Raw genomic sequence first — 16,466 nt, 5'->3', positions numbered from 1 at the left:
GGAGTGATGTAATGAGCAAGACCCTTTCCGCCGCCCTTCTGGCGCTTCTGGCCGGGACGGCCGCGCAGGCCCAGGACCTGGTGCCGATGACCTTCCAGATGAGCTGGAAGGCGCAGGCCGAACAGGGCGGCTACTGGCTGGCCGCGGCCGAAGGCTATTACGAGGAATGCGGGCTGGATGTCACCGTGCGGTCCGGCGGGCCGGGCATCGACACCACGCAGCTGATGGTCAGCGGCGCGGTCGAGGCGATCCTGGTCAGCCAGAATGACGGCGCCATGCGGATGAACCAGGCGGGGTTCCCGTCGAAGGCGGTGATGGCCGGGTTCCAGAAGCTGCCGACCATCCTTCTGTATCACGAGGAGGCCGGGATTTCCGAACCCGCCGACATGGCCGGCAAGCCGATCATGCTGTCCCAGGGCAACCGCCAGACCTTCTGGCCGTTCATGAAGGACAAATGGGGCCTGAGCGACGACCAGCTGCGCAGCTATAACGGCCAGATCGCGGTCTGGATGCAGAACGAGGACTCCATCCAGCAGGGGATCGTCACCAACGAACCCTTCCGGATCAAGGAACAGGCCGGGTTCGACGCCTCCTATTTCCTGCTCGCCGATTACGGTTACACCCCCTACACCTCGGTCGTCGTGGTGCCGCAGGCGCTGATCGACGAGCATCCCGAGCAGGTGCAGTGCCTGGTCTCGGGCTCGGTCAAGGGCTGGACCGAGTTCATGGCCGATCCCGCGGCGGGCTTTGCCGCGGTGCAGGCCGAGAACCCCGAGAATTCCGACGAATTGATGGCCTATTCCTATGAGAAGATGAAGGAGCTGAACCTCGTCGAGAACGAGGACACCGCCGCCCACGGCATCGGCGCGATGACCGAGGCCCGCTGGCAGGCGCATTTCGAGGCGCTGGTCGAATACGGGCTGTTCCCGGCCGATTTCGACCTGTCCTCGGCCTATACGCTCCAGTTCCTGGACTGACCGCGCCCCACCCCTTCCGCGGACAGTCCTTGCTGCCGGGGCAACGCCCCTCTCTCCGCCCCGGCAGCCCCTTATCGATGAAAGACCTCCCATGACGCTGAAATCCCACTGGTGGACCGACCTGACGGCCCTCGACTTCCGCAATCTCGACATGTCCGACATGGTCGCCGTTTTCCCCGTCGGCGCGGTCGAGCAGCACGGCCCGCACCTGCCGGTGAAGGTCGACTATTCCATCGCCCAGGCGGTCTGCGAGGCCGCCGTGGCCAAGATGGACCCCGATTTCCCGGCGCTGGTGCTGCCGGTCAGCGCCGTGGGCAAATCCGACGAGCATCTGCGCTATCCCGGCACGCTGACCGTTCCGGGCCCGCTGCTGGCGGAATACTGGTTCGAGATCGCCAGATCCGTGCATCGCGCGGGCTGCCGGCGCATCCTCTTCCTCAACGCCCATGGCGGCCAGCCGCAGGTGATGGAAATGGTCTGCCGCCGCCTGCGGGTGGAACTGGGCATGTTCGCCGTCTCCTCCATGTGGTCGCGCTTCACCGACATGTCCGACCAGTTCTCGGAATTCGAGCGGCGCCACGGCATCCATGCCGGCGAGGTGGAGACCAGCGTCATGCTGCATCTCTTCCCCGACCTGATCGACATGGAGCATGCCCGCAATTTCGAGCCGCTCTCGATCGCGCTGGAACAGAAGGGCGGGATGCTGACCCCCGAGGGCGCGGTCGGCTTCGGCTGGCAGGCGCAGGACCTGCATCCCTCGGGCGCCTCGGGCGATGCCGCCTCCGCGGATGCCGCGCGCGGCGGGGTCGTCTTCGAGCGCGCCGTCGACGGACTGATCCGGCTGATCGGCGAGGTCTCGGAATTCGACCTGACCCTTCTGGACAACGCCCCCGGCTACGACTGAGGCACGCCCCATGACCGACCAGACCCGCCCCGCCTATCCGCTGGAGGCCTACACGGCCGAGATCGAGGGGATCGAGCATACCGCCGATCCCCGCCGGATCCGGGTGAAAAGCCGCGACCGCTATGCCGTCAGCCCGATCCTGAAACAGGCGCTGGCGGGCAAGACGGCCGATATCGTCGTCTCTCCGAAAACGGATGACGAATTGCGCCGCGTCTTGGCCGCGGCCGTGCGCCACCGCATCCCGGTGACGGTGCGCGCGGGCGGATCTGCCAATTACGGCCAGTCGGTGCCTCTCAAGGGCGGCATCGTGCTGGATTGCCTGGGCATGACCGGGGTCGTCTCGATCTCCGAGGACCGCGTGCGGGTGCGCGGCGGCATGATCGTCGCCGAGCTGCAGGCCGAGCTGCGCCGCCACGGCAAGGAGCTGCGCTTCCCCCCCACCACCGCGCGGATCGCCACCGTCGCGGGGCATTTCGCCGGCGGCCAGGGCGGGCCGGGCTCGACCGTCTACGGCACCTGGCGCGATCCGGGCAACGTGATCTCCTGCACCGTGATGACCATGGAGGAGGAGCCGCGGCTGCTGGAGCTGCGCGGGCTGGATGCGCAATTCGCCCATCACACCTATGGCGCCACCGGCATCATCACCGAGATGGAGCTGCCCCTGGCGCCGGCCTGGGCGTGGAACGAATGCATCGTCGCCTTCGACGAGTACATGGACGCGGTGCGCTTCGGCGTGACCCTGGCCGATGCCGCGGGGATCACGCGGAAATTCGTCTCGGTCCATGAATGGCCGACGCCGTCTTTCGTGAAGCCCTTCGCGGGGGTCGTCCCCGAGGGCAAGGCGATCCTGATGACGATGATCGCCGATCAGAGCTGGGAAAGCTTCGCCCAGATGGCCGAGCGCGCGGGCGGCACGATCGTCACGCAATCGCGCGAGGGCGAGGGCCCCTATGGGCAGCCGCTATGGGAATTCATCTTCGGCCACATGCTGTTCCAGATCCAGAAATCCCATCCCGAACGCTCGGTGATCGAGGGGTTCTTCCGCGCCGACGACCTTGTTGGGCTGATCGGCCGCGTGCATGAGAAGGTGAAGCATTACGGGCCCCTGCGGATGGAGCTCTTGCGCATCGGCGGGCAGATCGTCGGCTCCGGCTCGCCCTACTTCGTCTATGAGAGCCCCGAGCAGATGGCGCAGATGGTGCGCGACATGCAGGAGGCGGGCGCGGTGGTGTCGAATTCGCACACCTCTAATGTCCGCGCCGTCGGCAAGAAGGAGATCACCGATGCCGATCTGGCCTTCAAGCGCATGGTCGATCCGCACGGGCTGCTGAATCCCGGCCGGTTCGAGGTCGACGAGGCCGATGACGCCGCCGTTTCCGCCGTCGAACTGCCCACCGACAAATGGGACCGGAGGCTCGGATGACGCTGGACCTGACGCCTTCCTTCGACCCGCACGCCCCCACCGTCGCGCTGCCCCCCGTCGCGGGGGTGCAGCCGGTGGAGACCGCCGCGATGACCACCGCCGACGGCACGCGGCTGGATGCGGATATCTGGCGCCCCGAGGGCGACGGCCCCTGGCCAGTCCTGCTGCAGCGCCAAGCCTATGGCCGCCGCATCGGCTGCACCATCTGCTATGCCCATCCCGCCTGGTACGCGGCGCAGGGCTACATGGTCGTGGTGCAGGACGTGCGCGGGCGCGGCACCTCCGAAGGCCGGTTCTGGCCCGGCCGCCACGAGGCGCAGGACGGCGCCGAGGCGGTCGAATGGGCGGCCCGGCTGCCCGGTTCGGACGGGCGCGTGGCGATGTACGGGTTTTCCTACCAGGCCTATGACCAGCTTCTGGCCGCGACCGGCGACAGCCCGTCGCTGGCCGCGCTGATCCCGGCCATGGGGCCCTGGGATCCGGCACGCACATGGATATTCGAGGGCGGCAGCTTCAAGCTGGGCCAGATGGCGGGCTGGGGCACGCAGATCACCGTCGAGGGCGCGCGCCGCGCGGGCGATGCCGCCGCCTATGCACGGCTGAAGGCCGGGGCGGCGGCGCTGTTCGCGGGCGAGGTTCCCGGCCATCCCGGCGCGCTGATGGGCTCGGGCGAGATCGGCCATTACCCCGACTGGGTGGCGCGCGGGATCGACGATCCGGAATGGCAGGCGATTTCCCCCGCCGCGTCGCTGGACCGGCTGCGGGCGCGCGGGCTGCCAATGCTGTTCATCGGCGGCTGGTTCGACGGGCACCTGCATTCGACGCTGCAGGCCTTTGCCGATCTCGACCGGGCCGGTGATCCGGCGATGCGGCTGATGGTCGGGCCCTGGATCCATTTTCCCTGGACCCGCCGCGCCGCCGGTCTGGATTTCGGCCCCGAAGCCGCCGCCGACACCGACCGCGCGCAGATCGCCTTCCTCGATGCCGTGCTGAAGGGCAAGGGCCGCCTGGAGGCAGGGGACCGCGTGCAGTTGTTCGACCTGGGCCAGCGGACCTGGCGGCGCCATGCCGCGATGCCCGCCGCCGCCACGCAGGCCTTCCTTGCGGGGTCGGGCCGCGCCGCGACGCGGATGGGCGACGGCACCCTTGCCGCAGCCGCCGCCGCGGGCACGGAGCTGATGGTGCATGATCCCTGGCGCGCGGCCCCCTCCGCCGGTCCCGGCGCGGGCCCGGTCGACCGCCGCGCGACCGACGAGCGTTCGGACGTGATGACCTTCGACACCGCGCCGCAGGCAGGGCCGGTCACGATCGAGGGGCCGCTCGCGCTGCAGATGGACATCAGCGCCGACCGGCCCAGCTTCGACGTCTCGGCGACGCTGTCGATCCTGCGCGCCGATGGCCGCGCCCATGCCATTGCCGAGGGATACCTGCACCTGCGGACCCGTCCCGAGGCGCCGGTCGCCCTGGACCTGGGCGCGACCTGCGTCACGCTGGCCCCCGGCGAGGCGCTGCGCCTGTCGGTCGCCGCCGCCGCCTTCCCTGCCCATGCCGTCAATCCCGGCACCGGCGCCGATCCCGTCGCCGCGCCGCTTGCCTCGGCGCTGATCACCACCCTGCACCTGTCCTGCGGAGAAGACAGCCGCCTCGACCTGCCGGTCGCCGATGGCGTGCTGCAGCTTTGCTGATGCGAAACCCGAGGAGACCCGGCTTGGCCGAACAGAGTCCCGCGCCCTCCCCTGACATCCCCCCGGCCCCGCCCGCCCGACCCGGCCGGCTGGCCCGCAACCTGCGCGAGGCGGGCCCGACCGTGGCGGCCGGGCTGGCCTTCATCGCGATCTGGGAAATCACCGTCCATGCGCTCGGCGTGTCGAAATTCGTGCTGCCGCCGCCCACGATGATCGCCGCCTCGATGATCCGCGACTTCCCCTACCTGATGCAGGCGCTGGCCTATACGGCCGGGATCACCGTCGCCGCCTTCCTCGCCGCCGTCGTCTCGGGCATCCTGGGCGGCCTGCTGCTGACCCAGCACAAGGATGTGGAGCGGATGCTGTGGCCCTATGCGATCGCGCTGCAGGTCACGCCGATGGTGGCGATCGCGCCCCTGGTGATCATCTGGGTCGGGCTGGACCGGGTCTGGCTGGGACTGATGATCCTGGCCTGGCTGGTCGCCTTCTTCCCGATGCTGGCCAATACCGTGCAGGGGCTGAAATCGGCGGACCGGGGCCTGCAGGACGTGATGAGCCTGTACCAGGCCTCGCGCTGGCAGCGGTTCCGCCACCTGCAGCTGCCCGCCGCGCTGCCCTATATCCTGACCGGGGCGCGCATCTCCTCGTCGCTGGCGGTGATCGGCGGGGTCGTGGCGGAATTCGTCGCAGGATCGGGCGCCTCCACCGGGCTGGCCTGGGTGATCGTGGAATCGGGCACCATGCTGGACGTGCCGCGCATGTTCGCCGCGCTCTTCATCCTGTCGATCTTCGGGCTGGCCATCTGGTGGCTGACCTCCCTGGTGCAGGCGCGGCTGCTGAGCCGCTGGCACGAAAGCGAACTGGGCGGAGAGCGCTGAGATGACCGACATGACCCCGACGCAGCCGCCGGTGATGCGGATGCAGAACCTGGACAAGGTCTATCCCAACGGGACCGTCGCGCTGAAGAACCTGTTCCTCGACGTGCATCCGGGCGAATTCGTCTCGCTGCTGGGCCCGTCGGGCTGCGGCAAGTCGACCGCGCTGAAGATCGCGGCCGGGCTGACGGGCCACAGCGCCGGGCGGATCCAGCGTCCCGGCGAGGACGAGGTCAGGGGGATCCGCGCGAAACCTGGCGACATCGCCTTCGTCTTCCAGGAACCCAACCTGATGCCCTGGCTGAGCGTCTTCGACAACGTGTTCCTGCCGCTGAAACTGGCAGGCACCTCCCGCGCCGAGGCCCGCCCGCGGATCGAGGAGATCCTGGCCACTGTCGGGCTGGCGGGCTTTGCCGGGAGCTATCCGCGTGAATTGTCGGGCGGCATGAAGATGCGCGTCTCCATCGCCCGCGCGCTGGTCACGAAACCGCGGCTCCTGCTGATGGACGAACCCTTCGCCGCGCTGGACGAGATCACCCGCAACAAGATCTCGCAGGACCTGCTGAGCCTGTGGCAGGCGACCGGATCGACCGTCATCTTCGTCACCCATTCGGTGTTCGAAAGCGTGTTCCTGTCCAACCGCATCGTCGTCATGGCGGCGCGGCCGGGACGGATCATCGGCGAAATCGGGGTGGACGCGCCCTATCCGCGCGATGCAGGGTTCCGCCTGACCCCCGATTACGCCGCGCATTGCCGGGAGGTGAGCGCGCTTCTGACCCGTGCCATGGAGAGCTGATATGGCGATCGACCCGTTTGTGACCACATTCCCCGAGACCGCCTTTCCGGTCGGCGACGGCCCGCTCTCGGGGCTGCGTCTGGCGGTCAAGGACAACCTGTCGGTCGCGGGGCATGTGCCCGGATCGGGCCATCCCGGCTGGGCCGCAGCCCAGCCTGCCGCGACCCGTACCGCGCCGGTCGCCGCCACGCTGATGGCGGCGGGCGCGCGGCTGGTCGGGACGACCCATATGGACGAGCTGGCCTATTCGCTGATGGGCGAGAACGCCCATTACGGCACGCCCCTGAACCCCGCCGCGCCCGATCGCGTGCCGGGCGGATCGTCTTCGGGATCCGCCTCCGCGGTGGCGCAGGATCTGGCCGATATCGCGCTCGGCACGGATACCGGCGGTTCGGTGCGGCTGCCCGCCTCCTTCTGCGGGCTCTGGGGCTGGCGGCCGACCCACGGGCTTCTGCCCGATGCGGGGATGCAGCCGCTGGCCGCCAGCTATGATGTGCCCGGCCTGTTCGCCCGCGATGCAGAAACGCTGATCGCGGCGGCGCGCGTGCTGGCCCCGGCGGCCGAGATCCCCGTACCGCGCTACCTTGCGCCGCGCGAGCTGTGGGCCGAGGTGCCCGGGGCCACGGCAGCCGCGCTGCGTCCGCACCTGCCCGAGGCCGACCCCGCGCCGATCTTCTCCGCCGAGGAGGTCGCCCGGCTGCAGCCCGTCTTCCGCGTCGCGCAGGGCGCCGATGTGGCCGAGGTGTTCGGCGACTGGATCCGCGCCACGGATCCGCAATTCGGCCCCGGCGTGCGCGACCGTTTCGACGGGGCGCTGGCGCTGAGCCCGGAGGAGATCGCCGCCGCCCGCGCCGCGCGTGACGCGATCCGCGCGCAGGTCCGCGCGGCGCTGGGATCCGACGGCATCCTGGTAATCCCCACCGCGCCGGGCGCCGCGCCGCTGCTGAACACCTCCGGCGCGGAGATGGACCGCTATCGCAATGCCGCGATCCGGCTGCTGTCGGTAGCGGGCCATGCCGGGCTGCCGCAGGTGACGATGCCCGTGGCCCAGATCGAGGGCGCACCGCTGGGCCTGTCGCTGGTCGGCCCCGCAGGCAGCGACCTGGCCCTGATCGCGCTGGCGGCGGCCCGGGTTGCGGCCGAGACCCTGACCGCATGACCCGGCGGGCGGGCGGCCTGATCCCGGCAAGGCCGGCGGCGACGCCCGCGCGGCGCCAGTGACCGGCGCGATGCGCGGACGCCCCCCCATCGCGCCGCTTTGCCGGGGGCGCCCCGACCTGCCGCGGCGCATGGCGCGGCCGGGATGGCAAAGCCCAGGCAGGCCCGCCGGCTGCCATGCGCCAGGGACAGGACGGCGTTGCGCCTTTCGCGGGTTGCTGCGCCGCGGCGCTAGCGCTATCTATCTCGGCAAGGGAACGATGTTCCCCAGAGTTACGAGTTTCCGGCGGTTCCTCCTCCTCCCTGAGCCGCGGAAATCGGCGGCGATCCCCTCCTCCTCCCTGGGATCGCCGCCTTCGTTTCTTCCCTCCCCCCCTTCAGCCCGGCAGAACCGATCCGATGGCCCGCGCCAGCCTGTCCGCGAGCTCCTCCGCCTCTGCGGGCTGCATGATGAAGGGCGGGGCCAGCAGCACATGGTCGCCCGACTGCCCGTCGCGCGTGCCCTGCATCGGATAGCAGATCAGCCCGGCCTCGAAGGCCGCCGCCTTCAGCCGCGGCGCGACCGCCTCGGCCCGCGCAAAGGGCGTCCGGGTCTCGCGGTCGGCGACGAATTCCAGCCCCAGGAACAGGCCCCGCCCGCGGATATCCCCGATATGCGGATGCGCGCCGAACCGGTCCTGCAGCAGCTCGCGCAGCAGCGCCCCGCGCGCCTGCACCTGGGCCAGAAGCCCCCGTTCCAGCACCGCGCGCATCACCGCCAGGCCCGCGGCGCAGGCCACCGGGTGGCCGATATAGGTATGCCCGTGCTGGAAGGCCCCCGACCCCGCCGCCAGCGTATCGTAGATGGCGCGGCTGCACAGCATCGCGCCGACCGGCTGATAGCCCGCGCCCAGCCCCTTGGCGATGCACAGGATGTCGGGGGCGACGCCCTCGGCCTCGCAGGCGAAAAGATGGCCGGTCCGGCCCATGCCGCACATCACCTCGTCGAGGATCAGCAGCACGCCGTAACGGTCGCAGATCTCGCGGATGCGGCGGAAATAGCCCGGCACGGCCGGGACCGCGCCCAGCGTCGCGCCGACCACCGGTTCCGCCACGAAGGCGATGACCGACTCCGGCCCCAGGGCCAGGATCTCGTCCTCCAGCTCCTGCGCGAGGCGCTGCCCATAGGCCTCGTCGGTTTCGCCGGGCGGCTTCTCGGCATAGGCGTAGCAGGGCGCGACATGGCGCATCGCGGGCAGCATCGGCTCGAAGGGCGCGCGGCGCCAGGCATTGCCCCCCGCCGCCAGCGCCCCCAGCGTGTTGCCGTGATAGCTCTGACGCCGGGCGATGACATGGCGCCGCTCGGGTGCGCCGCGTTCCACATGGTATTGCCGCGCCAGCTTCAGCGCCGCCTCCACCGCCTCCGATCCGCCCGAGACGAAATAGACGCGGTCCAGATCGCCGGGCGCATGGGCGATCAGCAGATCCGCCAGCGCCTCGGCCGGTTCGGAGGTGAAGAACCCGGTATGGGCATAGGCCAGCCGCGACGCCTGGTCCTGCACCGCGGCGACGATCTCGGGATCGCCATGGCCCAGGCAGGAGACGGCCGCGCCGCCAGAGCCGTCGAAATAGCGCCGCCCCGCGGCATCGAACAGGTAGCACCCGGCGCCGCCCGTGGCGACGGGGGGCGGGGCATGGATCTGGCGGGGGAAAACATGGCTCATGACGGCATCCTGTCACGCCGGGACCGTCCCGGCCCCGCGAGCCAAGCGGAAGAGCGGCCCGGCTGTCAAACGGCGCGGAAATAACATATGTTTGGCAAAACCGAGCGGAGGCCGCCATGGATCCCACCCAGAAGACTCGCCTCCTGGCCGCGCTGCAGGACCGGATGGACAGCCTGTCGCCCCAGCAGCGCAAGGCCGCGCGCCATGTGATCGCACACCCGCTGGATGTCGGAATGGACCCGATCCGCGACACGGCGCAAAAGGCCGGGGTTAGCACCTATACCCTTGTCAGCCTTGCGAAACTCATGGGGTTCGGCGGGTATCGCGCGTTCCGCGAACCGTTCCGCCAGGCGCTTTTGCCCGGGGCGGCGGCCGCCACGGCCCCGGCCTGGCTGACGCAGGACGCGGCAGGCGATGACGGCGGCGCGGTCTTTGCCGCGGCGGCCGCGAATGCGATGGGAATTGTCGCGCGGTCGCTGGAGGGGCAGGATCCCGCAACCCTGGACGCGATGGCACGACGGCTGATGCAGGCCGACCGGGTCTTCCTGACCGCCGCGCGCGCCAGCTATGCGATGGCCTATTACGTTCATTATGTCGGGCGCATGGCGCTGCCCGCGCTGGAACTGATCCCGCGCCACCACAACAGCGCGATCGACGATCTGAACGATGCGCGCCCGGGCGACGTGCTTCTGGCCATCGCGGTCACGCCTCATTCGCGCGAAACCGTCGAGGCCTGTCTTTTCGCGCAGAACAAGGGGATGGATGTCCTTCTGGTCTCTGACACGGCCGAGGTCGCGCCGGGACTGCGACCGGCCCATGTGCTGGTCGCCTCGGTGCAGTCCACGCATCGCTTCGGCTGCTTTGCCGGGATGATGGCGGTGCTGGAAACCCTGCTGGCGCTACTGATGCATCGCGGCGGGTCGCGGGCGCAGGAGCGAATCGAGTCCTATGACCGGCTGCGCAACGACAGCGCGGCATACTGGCCGCAAGCGAAAAAACAATAGTTTTGGGGTGACACCCCGGGCCGTTTGGCCGAGTTTTCGTTCACGGACGCGCGATCAACGGCGCGCAGGACAACAACGGGAGCCATCCATGCAGTTCAGGACCCTCATCGGCGGCGTCGCCGCCGCGGCCTCCATCGCCTTCGGCGGCGCGGCATCCGCGCAGGAGACGCAGTTCATCTCGATCGGCACAGGCGGCGTCACCGGCGTCTATTACCCGACGGGCGGCGCGATCTGCCGGCTGGTCAACAAGTCCCGCAAGGAACACGGCATCCGCTGCGCCGTCGAATCCACCGGCGGCTCGGTCTACAACATCAACACCATCCAGGCGGGCGAGCTGGAATTCGGCGTCGCGCAATCGGACTGGCAGTACCACGCCTATAACGGCAGCTCGCAATTCGCCGACCATCCCTTCCCGGAACTGCGCGCGATGTTCTCGGTCCATCCCGAACCCTTCACCCTGCTGGTGCGGGCCGATAGCGGCATCGAGAGCTTCGAGGGGCTCAAGGGCAAGCGCGTCAATGTCGGCAATCCCGGCTCGGGCCAGCGCGCCACCATGGAGGTCGTGATGGACGCCTTCGGCATCACCATGGACGATTTCGCCCTGGCCACCGAGTACAAGGGATCGGAAATGGCCAAGGAGATCTGCGACGGCAATATCGACGCCATGATCTACACGGTCGGCCACCCGGCCGCCGCGATCCAGGAGGCCACCACGACCTGCGACGTGAACCTGGTCGACGTGGCGGGCGAACCGATCGACAAGCTGGTCGCCGACAATCCCTATTACCGCGTGGCCACCGTGCCGGGCGGCATGTATGCGGGCAATCCCGATGACGTGACCACCTTCGGCGTCGGCGCGACCTTCGTCACCTCCGAGGCCGTGCCGGAAGAGGTCGCCTATGTCGTGGCCAAGGCGGTCTTCGAGAATCTCGACGATTTCCGCGGGCTGCACCCGGCCTTCGCCAATCTCAAGGCCGAGGAAATGGTCAGCGACGGCCTGTCCGCGCCGCTGCATCCGGGCGCCGAGAAGGCGTATAAGGAACTCGGCCTGATCGAGTGATCGCGGGCCTCCGCAGGAGGCCTGCCCCCGGCCACCGGCGCGCCCCCCGCGGGCGTGCCGACCGCTGCCGCGGTCCGGGTCGCCCCCGGAACGCCCCCTTCCCCGTCCCAGGTCCCGGAGCCCGAGCATGAGCGAGACGCCGCAACTATCCGCCCAGGAAATGGTCGCCAAGGCCGATACAGGCGGACGCCGGGCCGGACCGGCGGTCAGCGGTCTCATCTTCGCGCTGTGCATCCTGTGGTCGCTGTTCCAGCTTTACATCGCCTCGAAACTGCCCGGCGTCCTGGCCCAGGCCACCGGCATCTCGGATTTCGCCAATATCGTGGCGCAGGCGCGCTATGTGCACCTGGCCTTCGCGCTGGCCCTGGCAACGCTGGCCTTTCCGGTGCTGGGCCATCGCGACCGGGTGCCCGCCTATGACTGGGCGCTGGCGATCCTGGGGGTGGCGGCCTGCCTGTACCTGATCGTCTTCCGCTTCGAGATCGCCCAGCGGCCCGGATTATGGAGCACGACCGACCTGGTCATGTCCGGCATCGGCATGGTCGTGCTGCTGGTGGCGACCTTCCGGTCGCTGGGCCTGCCCCTGGTCGTGATCTGCAGCCTGTTCCTGGCGCTGGCCTTCTTCGGCGGCTATTCCGCCTGGATCGGCAGCCTGACCAATTACGGCGGCGCGTCCTTCTCCAAGGCGATGGGCCATTACTGGATGCAGACCGAGGGCGTCTTCGGCGTGGCGCTCGGCGTATCCACCACGATGATCTTCCTCTTCGTGCTGTTCGGCGCGCTGCTGGAAAAGGCGGGTGGCGGCAACTGGTTCATCAAGGTGGCGATCGCGCTTCTGGGGGCGCTGCGCGGCGGGCCTGCCAAGGCGGCGGTCCTCAGCTCGATGATGACCGGCATGATCTCGGGCAGCTCCATCGCCAATACCGTCACCACCGGCACCTTCACCATCCCGCTGATGAAACGCATTGGGTTTTCCCCCGAAAAGGCCGGCGCGGTCGAGGTGGCCAGTTCCACCAACGGCCAGCTGACCCCGCCGGTGATGGGCGCCGCCGCCTTCCTGATGGTCGAATATGTCAACATTCCCTATATCGAGGTGGTCAAGCACGCCTTCCTGCCGGCGGTGATCTCCTACATCGCGCTGCTTTACATCGTGCATCTGGAAAGCCTGAAGATGGGGCTGAAGGGACTGGACAAGCCCGGCCGGGCGATCGGCGTGCCGATGATCCTGATCCTGTTCCTGACCGGCTTTCTCGGCATGGCGGCGATCACCTTCGCGGTCATCGGCATCCGCATGGCGCTTGAACCGCTGATGCCGGGCGAGACGGTCTATCCGGCGCTGGTGCTGCTCGGGCTTGCCTATCTGGGGCTGGTCTGGCTGGCCGCGCGCTATCCCGATATCGAGGTCGACGACCCCGATGCGCCGGTCGCCACGGCACCGCGGCTGACGCCGACGCTACTGGGCGGGGCCTATTTCGCGCTGCCGATCTTCGTGCTGGTCTGGAACCTGATGGTGCGCACCGACACGCTGGACCGGCTGTCGCCCGCGCTCTCGGCCTTCTGGGCGACCATCGCCATGATCATCGTGGCGCTGACCCACCGCCCGCTGAAGGCGCTGTTCCGCGGCGGCACCGCCATGGCGGGCGAAACCGCGGCGGGCTTTGCGGATTTCGTCTCGGGGCTGGTCTCGGGGGCGCGCAACATGATCGGCATCGGCGTCGCCACCGGCGCGGCGGGCATCATCGTCGGCACGATCTCCCTGACCGGCGCGCACCAGATCATCGGCCAGGTGATCGAGACGATCTCGGGCGGCAACCTGATGATCCTGCTGATCCTCGTGGCCATCCTGTCGCTGATCCTCGGCATGGGGCTGCCCACCACCGCCAATTACATCGTGGTCTCCTCGCTGATGGCGCCGGTCATCGTCTCGGTGGGCGCGCAGGCCGGGCTGATCGTGCCGCTGATCGCGGTGCACATGTTCGTCTTCTATTTCGGCATCCTCGCCGATGACACGCCGCCCGTGGGTCTTGCCGCCTATGCCGCCGCCGCGATTTCGCGCGGCGATCCGATCAAGACCGGCCTCGTCGGCTTCAGCTACGATATCCGCACGGCGCTGCTGCCCTTCATGTTCATCTTCAATACCGACCTGCTGCTGATCGATGTCGGCTTCCTGCACGCGATCCTGGTCTTCTGCGTCTCGCTGGTGGCGATGCTGCTCTTTGCCGCCGCCACCCAGGGCTATTTCATCGCGAAAAGCCGCTGGTGGGAAACCGCCGCGCTGCTTCTGGTCGTGTTCACCCTGTTCCGCCCCGGTTTCTGGCTGGACCGCATCGCACCGGAATTCCAGAGCTTCGAGGGCGCCGCCGCGATCGAGGCGATCGCCGGGCTGCCCCCGGGCGGCGCGGCGCGGGTCGAGGTCGAGGCCCCGGATTTCGACACGGGCAAACTCTCGGGCACCACGCTGCTGGTGACGCCTGAGGCTGCGGGCGACGGGCTGGCCCGGCTGGATGCGCTGGGGCTGAGCGTGCTGGAGGAGGACGGGCAGCTGCTGCTGGAGGAACCCTTCCCCGGCACGCCCTTCTTCGAGTCGCTGGCCAATGAATTCGATTTCTACGGCGACGATCCGGCGCGCATCGTGGCGGTCCGGGTGGAAAGCGACCGGATGCCCAAGGAGGTGTTCTTCCTGCCGGCCTTCCTTCTGCTGGGGCTGATCGTGCTGCTGCAGCGGCCGCGCGCCACCCAGCCGGCCTTCTGAGCCACCGCGTCGCTATGCCCGCGCGGCATAGCTGCGTTGCAGCATAAATTGTTGCCGCGCCGCAGCGTCGGCGGTAATGTGATCTTGCAGGGCAGAATTGCCCGACAGAGTTCCAGTTTCCGCCGGTTCCTCCTCCTCCCTGAACCGCGGAATTCAGCGGCGGCCCCCTCCTCCTCCCTGGGGTCGCCGCTTTTTTTTCCCTCGACGGCGCGTGCGCCTTTCCTGTCGGACGCTTGCGCGTTGCTGCGGTGCGGGAAGGGGTCTGGCAGGTTTGCCGCGGGCCCAAGCGGTGGCGGCGTGATGGAATTCGTCGCGGGCGCTGCGGGGAGCAGGTCATATCGGAGGTGATGGCGCCAAGCCATCCTTTTCGATCCGCCCCTGCCGACGCGCATCCCGGTCACGATTCCCCGCAGGCACCCGGGCCTCGAAGCTTTCGCCGGACACATCCTGCTACATCTCCCGGACCAGCGGCAGATCGGGGACGATCTTGTTCAGGCGCGTGTTCCCGGGATCGAGCGCCTTCACCGGCACATCGCGTCCGGCCGCAGATCCTCGCAACCGGCATGCCCTGCTCGCCCTGCTTCGGGATGAACGCCTTCTGGTTCGACGGGCTTTTGCGGGCCCCCGGGGGCCCGGTCCCGCCTCACTCCGTGAAATGCGATGCCTTCATCATTCGCCGCTTCCAGCCGGGAGAGATCAGCCGAAAATCCCGGCCTTGGACGGTCCCGTTTTCAGGGGGCTGTTCACACAGCCGCCCCGTGCGTCCCGGCCGGCCCCCGGCCGGGGATCACCGCGGCAGCGGCGCGGCTCAGAACAGGCCTTCCTGCTTGGCGATCAGGGCGGCCTGAGTGCGGTTGGCGGCGCCGATCTTGCGGTAGAGCGTCTTCATGTGCAGCTTCACCGTCGGCTCGCGCAGGTCGAGGTCGCGGGCGATTTCCTTGTTCGACTTGCCCTGGCTGAGACCTTCGAGCATCTCCAGCTCGCGCTGCGAGAGCTTGTCGGCCAGCGGATGGGCCGGGGCATCGGCCGCGCCGCGCAGGAAATCCAACGGCGCATACTGCTCGCCCATCGCCATGAACCGGATCGCATTGACCAGCGACTTGGCCGAGAGGGTCTTGGGCAGGAACCCCGCCGCCCCCGCCTCCAGCGCCGCCTCGGCGATGGCCGGGCTGGCCGTGCCCGAGATGATCGCCACACGCTCGGCGCCTTCCATGTCGCGCATCCGCGCCATGCCGTCGAGCCCGTCCATCCCCGGCATGGTGTAATCCAGCAGCACCAGGTCGAAAGCGGGCCCTTCCTCCACGAGCTGGATCGCCTCGGCGAGGTTGCGCGCCGAGAATGCCTCCATCCCGTGCTCCTGCTGCAGGAACAGCACCAGCGTGTCCCGCAGCAGGTCGTGATCGTCCGCGATGAGAATGCGCATGCATCTCTCCTGTTCTTCTCCCGGCGAAACATTCGGCCTGGCCGGGCCCAAGGGCCTGCGCGGGACAGAATACCGGCTGAACCGCCCGGCTCAAGCCGCAGTTTGATCCTTATGACGCTACGGCACCTATCCGTCCGGATGGGGCGGCCACGCCCTTAGGGGCGGGGGCATCCCTCGGGGCAGGCCTGCTGTCCTGACGCGGCGTTGAGGGAAACCCCCTCTCCGGGGCATCTGTTAACCAGTTTCAGAAAGGAACGCCGCGATGACCCTTGCCTATCACGACCGTGCCGAATTCGATGCCGCCCTCCGCGTTTCCCGCGCCGCCGCTCCGGCCGTCGCGTCCCTGGACGGGCTGGATCTGGTCGCCGCTCCGGTCGCTGGGGTCGTCGCCCACCTGATGCAGCCCGGCCACCGCGCCTGGGTCGCCACCGTCGATGCCGCCGCCATCGCGCGCCGTCGCCGCGACACCGTCTTCGCCGATGCCCTGGAAACCGCGGACCTGCGCCTGGGCACCGGCCGCGGCCTGGCGCTCGGCGCCCGCCTGGGCCTGGGCAAGGGCATCGTGACCCGCGCCGACGCGGTCCTGGAGGCGCTGCTGATCGCCGCCGCCGCCGAAGGGCGCCGCGTCGCCGTGCTGGGCAAGGCCGCCGAAGGCCTGGCCCTCGGCCTGACCCGCCGCGTCCCGGGCCTGCGCGCGATCGGCATC

At 69.1% G+C, this 16,466-nt stretch carries 12 protein-coding genes and 1 pseudogene; 11 read left to right on the top strand and 2 right to left on the bottom strand.

Annotated elements, in window-relative coordinates; all coding sequences use genetic code 11:
* Positions 1 to 11 precede the first annotated feature (11 nt).
* From ICN82_RS15075 to ICN82_RS15045, 7 genes are all read left to right on the top strand, one after another.
* Complete coding sequence (locus ICN82_RS15075) at positions 12 to 977, top strand: ABC transporter substrate-binding protein (RefSeq protein ID WP_193184277.1); 966 nt, start codon at positions 12 to 14, stop codon at positions 975 to 977.
* A 91-nt stretch (positions 978 to 1,068) separates the two neighbouring features.
* Positions 1,069 to 1,881: a creatininase family protein gene (locus ICN82_RS15070; protein ID WP_193184275.1), complete on the top strand. Its 813-nt coding sequence runs from the start codon at positions 1,069 to 1,071 to the stop codon at positions 1,879 to 1,881.
* Positions 1,882 to 1,891: 10 nt separating this feature from the next.
* Complete coding sequence (locus tag ICN82_RS15065) at positions 1,892 to 3,304, top strand: FAD-binding oxidoreductase (protein WP_193184273.1); 1,413 nt, start codon at positions 1,892 to 1,894, stop codon at positions 3,302 to 3,304.
* Positions 3,301 to 4,989 carry a CocE/NonD family hydrolase gene (locus ICN82_RS15060; protein WP_193184271.1) on the top strand — a complete coding sequence of 563 codons (1,689 nt, stop codon included), beginning with the start codon at positions 3,301 to 3,303 and terminating at the stop codon, positions 4,987 to 4,989. Before ICN82_RS15065 ends, ICN82_RS15060 begins: the two co-directional genes overlap by 4 nt.
* Before the next feature lie 23 nt (positions 4,990 to 5,012).
* The gene (locus ICN82_RS15055) at positions 5,013 to 5,867 is read left to right on the top strand and encodes an ABC transporter permease (RefSeq protein WP_226898516.1); all 855 of its coding nucleotides are present in this window, start codon (positions 5,013 to 5,015) and stop codon (positions 5,865 to 5,867) included.
* A gap of 1 nt (position 5,868) precedes the next feature.
* Positions 5,869 to 6,660 carry an ABC transporter ATP-binding protein gene (locus tag ICN82_RS15050; RefSeq protein ID WP_193184267.1) on the top strand — a complete coding sequence of 264 codons (792 nt, stop codon included), beginning with the start codon at positions 5,869 to 5,871 and terminating at the stop codon, positions 6,658 to 6,660.
* Position 6,661: 1 nt separating this feature from the next.
* Positions 6,662 to 7,819, top strand: coding sequence for an amidase (locus tag ICN82_RS15045; protein ID WP_193184265.1), 1,158 nt, complete (start codon positions 6,662 to 6,664; stop codon positions 7,817 to 7,819).
* 376 nt (positions 7,820 to 8,195) lie between these two features.
* Here ICN82_RS15045 and ICN82_RS15040 read toward each other — a convergent pair whose 3' ends face one another.
* Positions 8,196 to 9,521, bottom strand: coding sequence for an aspartate aminotransferase family protein (locus ICN82_RS15040; RefSeq protein ID WP_193184264.1), 1,326 nt, complete (start codon positions 9,519 to 9,521; stop codon positions 8,196 to 8,198).
* 116 nt (positions 9,522 to 9,637) lie between these two features.
* On the opposite strand from ICN82_RS15040, the gene ICN82_RS15035 reads away from it, so the two are divergent.
* The 3 genes from ICN82_RS15035 to ICN82_RS15025 all read left to right on the top strand — a co-directional run bounded on the left by ICN82_RS15035 (position 9,638) and on the right by ICN82_RS15025 (position 14,337).
* Positions 9,638 to 10,525 (top strand): MurR/RpiR family transcriptional regulator, encoded by an 888-nt coding sequence (locus ICN82_RS15035; RefSeq protein WP_193184262.1) that lies wholly within the window; start codon positions 9,638 to 9,640, stop codon positions 10,523 to 10,525.
* 88 nt (positions 10,526 to 10,613) lie between these two features.
* Positions 10,614 to 11,585: a TAXI family TRAP transporter solute-binding subunit gene (locus ICN82_RS15030; protein WP_193184260.1), complete on the top strand. Its 972-nt coding sequence runs from the start codon at positions 10,614 to 10,616 to the stop codon at positions 11,583 to 11,585.
* 127 nt (positions 11,586 to 11,712) lie between these two features.
* A complete protein-coding gene (locus tag ICN82_RS15025) occupies positions 11,713 to 14,337 on the top strand; it encodes a TRAP transporter permease (protein WP_193184258.1) in 2,625 nt (874 codons plus the stop codon).
* A gap of 808 nt (positions 14,338 to 15,145) precedes the next feature.
* Here ICN82_RS15025 and ICN82_RS15020 read toward each other — a convergent pair.
* Entirely contained in the window at positions 15,146 to 15,760 is a 615-nt protein-coding gene (locus tag ICN82_RS15020; protein WP_193184256.1) for a response regulator transcription factor, read from the bottom strand.
* A 262-nt stretch (positions 15,761 to 16,022) separates the two neighbouring features.
* On the opposite strand from ICN82_RS15020, the pseudogene ICN82_RS15015 reads away from it, so the two are divergent.
* A pseudogene (locus tag ICN82_RS15015) lies at positions 16,023 to 16,466 on the top strand (hypothetical protein); the annotation flags it as partial.

It is taken from the genome of Mangrovicoccus algicola, assembly GCF_014903745.1.
Taxonomy (GTDB): Bacteria; Pseudomonadota; Alphaproteobacteria; order Rhodobacterales; family Rhodobacteraceae; genus Mangrovicoccus; species Mangrovicoccus algicola.
The sequence above is the reverse complement of the archived record's forward strand: the minus strand, read 5'-3'. Positions and strand labels throughout refer to the sequence as shown.

What these genes read in the sequence shown, in the direction of transcription:
- ICN82_RS15075 (WP_193184277.1), top strand. Translation starts at nt 12, where the DNA reads ATGAGCAAGACCCTTTCCGCCGCCCTTCTGGCGCTTCTGGCCGGGACG.
- ICN82_RS15070 (WP_193184275.1), top strand. Translation starts at nt 1,069, where the DNA reads ATGACGCTGAAATCCCACTGGTGGACCGACCTGACGGCCCTCGACTTC.
- ICN82_RS15065 (WP_193184273.1), top strand. Translation starts at nt 1,892, where the DNA reads ATGACCGACCAGACCCGCCCCGCCTATCCGCTGGAGGCCTACACGGCC.
- ICN82_RS15060 (WP_193184271.1), top strand. Translation starts at nt 3,301, where the DNA reads ATGACGCTGGACCTGACGCCTTCCTTCGACCCGCACGCCCCCACCGTC.
- ICN82_RS15050 (WP_193184267.1), top strand. Translation starts at nt 5,869, where the DNA reads ATGACCGACATGACCCCGACGCAGCCGCCGGTGATGCGGATGCAGAAC.
- ICN82_RS15045 (WP_193184265.1), top strand. Translation starts at nt 6,662, where the DNA reads ATGGCGATCGACCCGTTTGTGACCACATTCCCCGAGACCGCCTTTCCG.
- ICN82_RS15040 (WP_193184264.1), bottom strand. Translation starts at nt 9,521, where the DNA reads ATGAGCCATGTTTTCCCCCGCCAGATCCATGCCCCGCCCCCCGTCGCC.
- ICN82_RS15035 (WP_193184262.1), top strand. Translation starts at nt 9,638, where the DNA reads ATGGATCCCACCCAGAAGACTCGCCTCCTGGCCGCGCTGCAGGACCGG.
- ICN82_RS15030 (WP_193184260.1), top strand. Translation starts at nt 10,614, where the DNA reads ATGCAGTTCAGGACCCTCATCGGCGGCGTCGCCGCCGCGGCCTCCATC.
- ICN82_RS15025 (WP_193184258.1), top strand. Translation starts at nt 11,713, where the DNA reads ATGAGCGAGACGCCGCAACTATCCGCCCAGGAAATGGTCGCCAAGGCC.
- ICN82_RS15020 (WP_193184256.1), bottom strand. Translation starts at nt 15,760, where the DNA reads ATGCGCATTCTCATCGCGGACGATCACGACCTGCTGCGGGACACGCTG.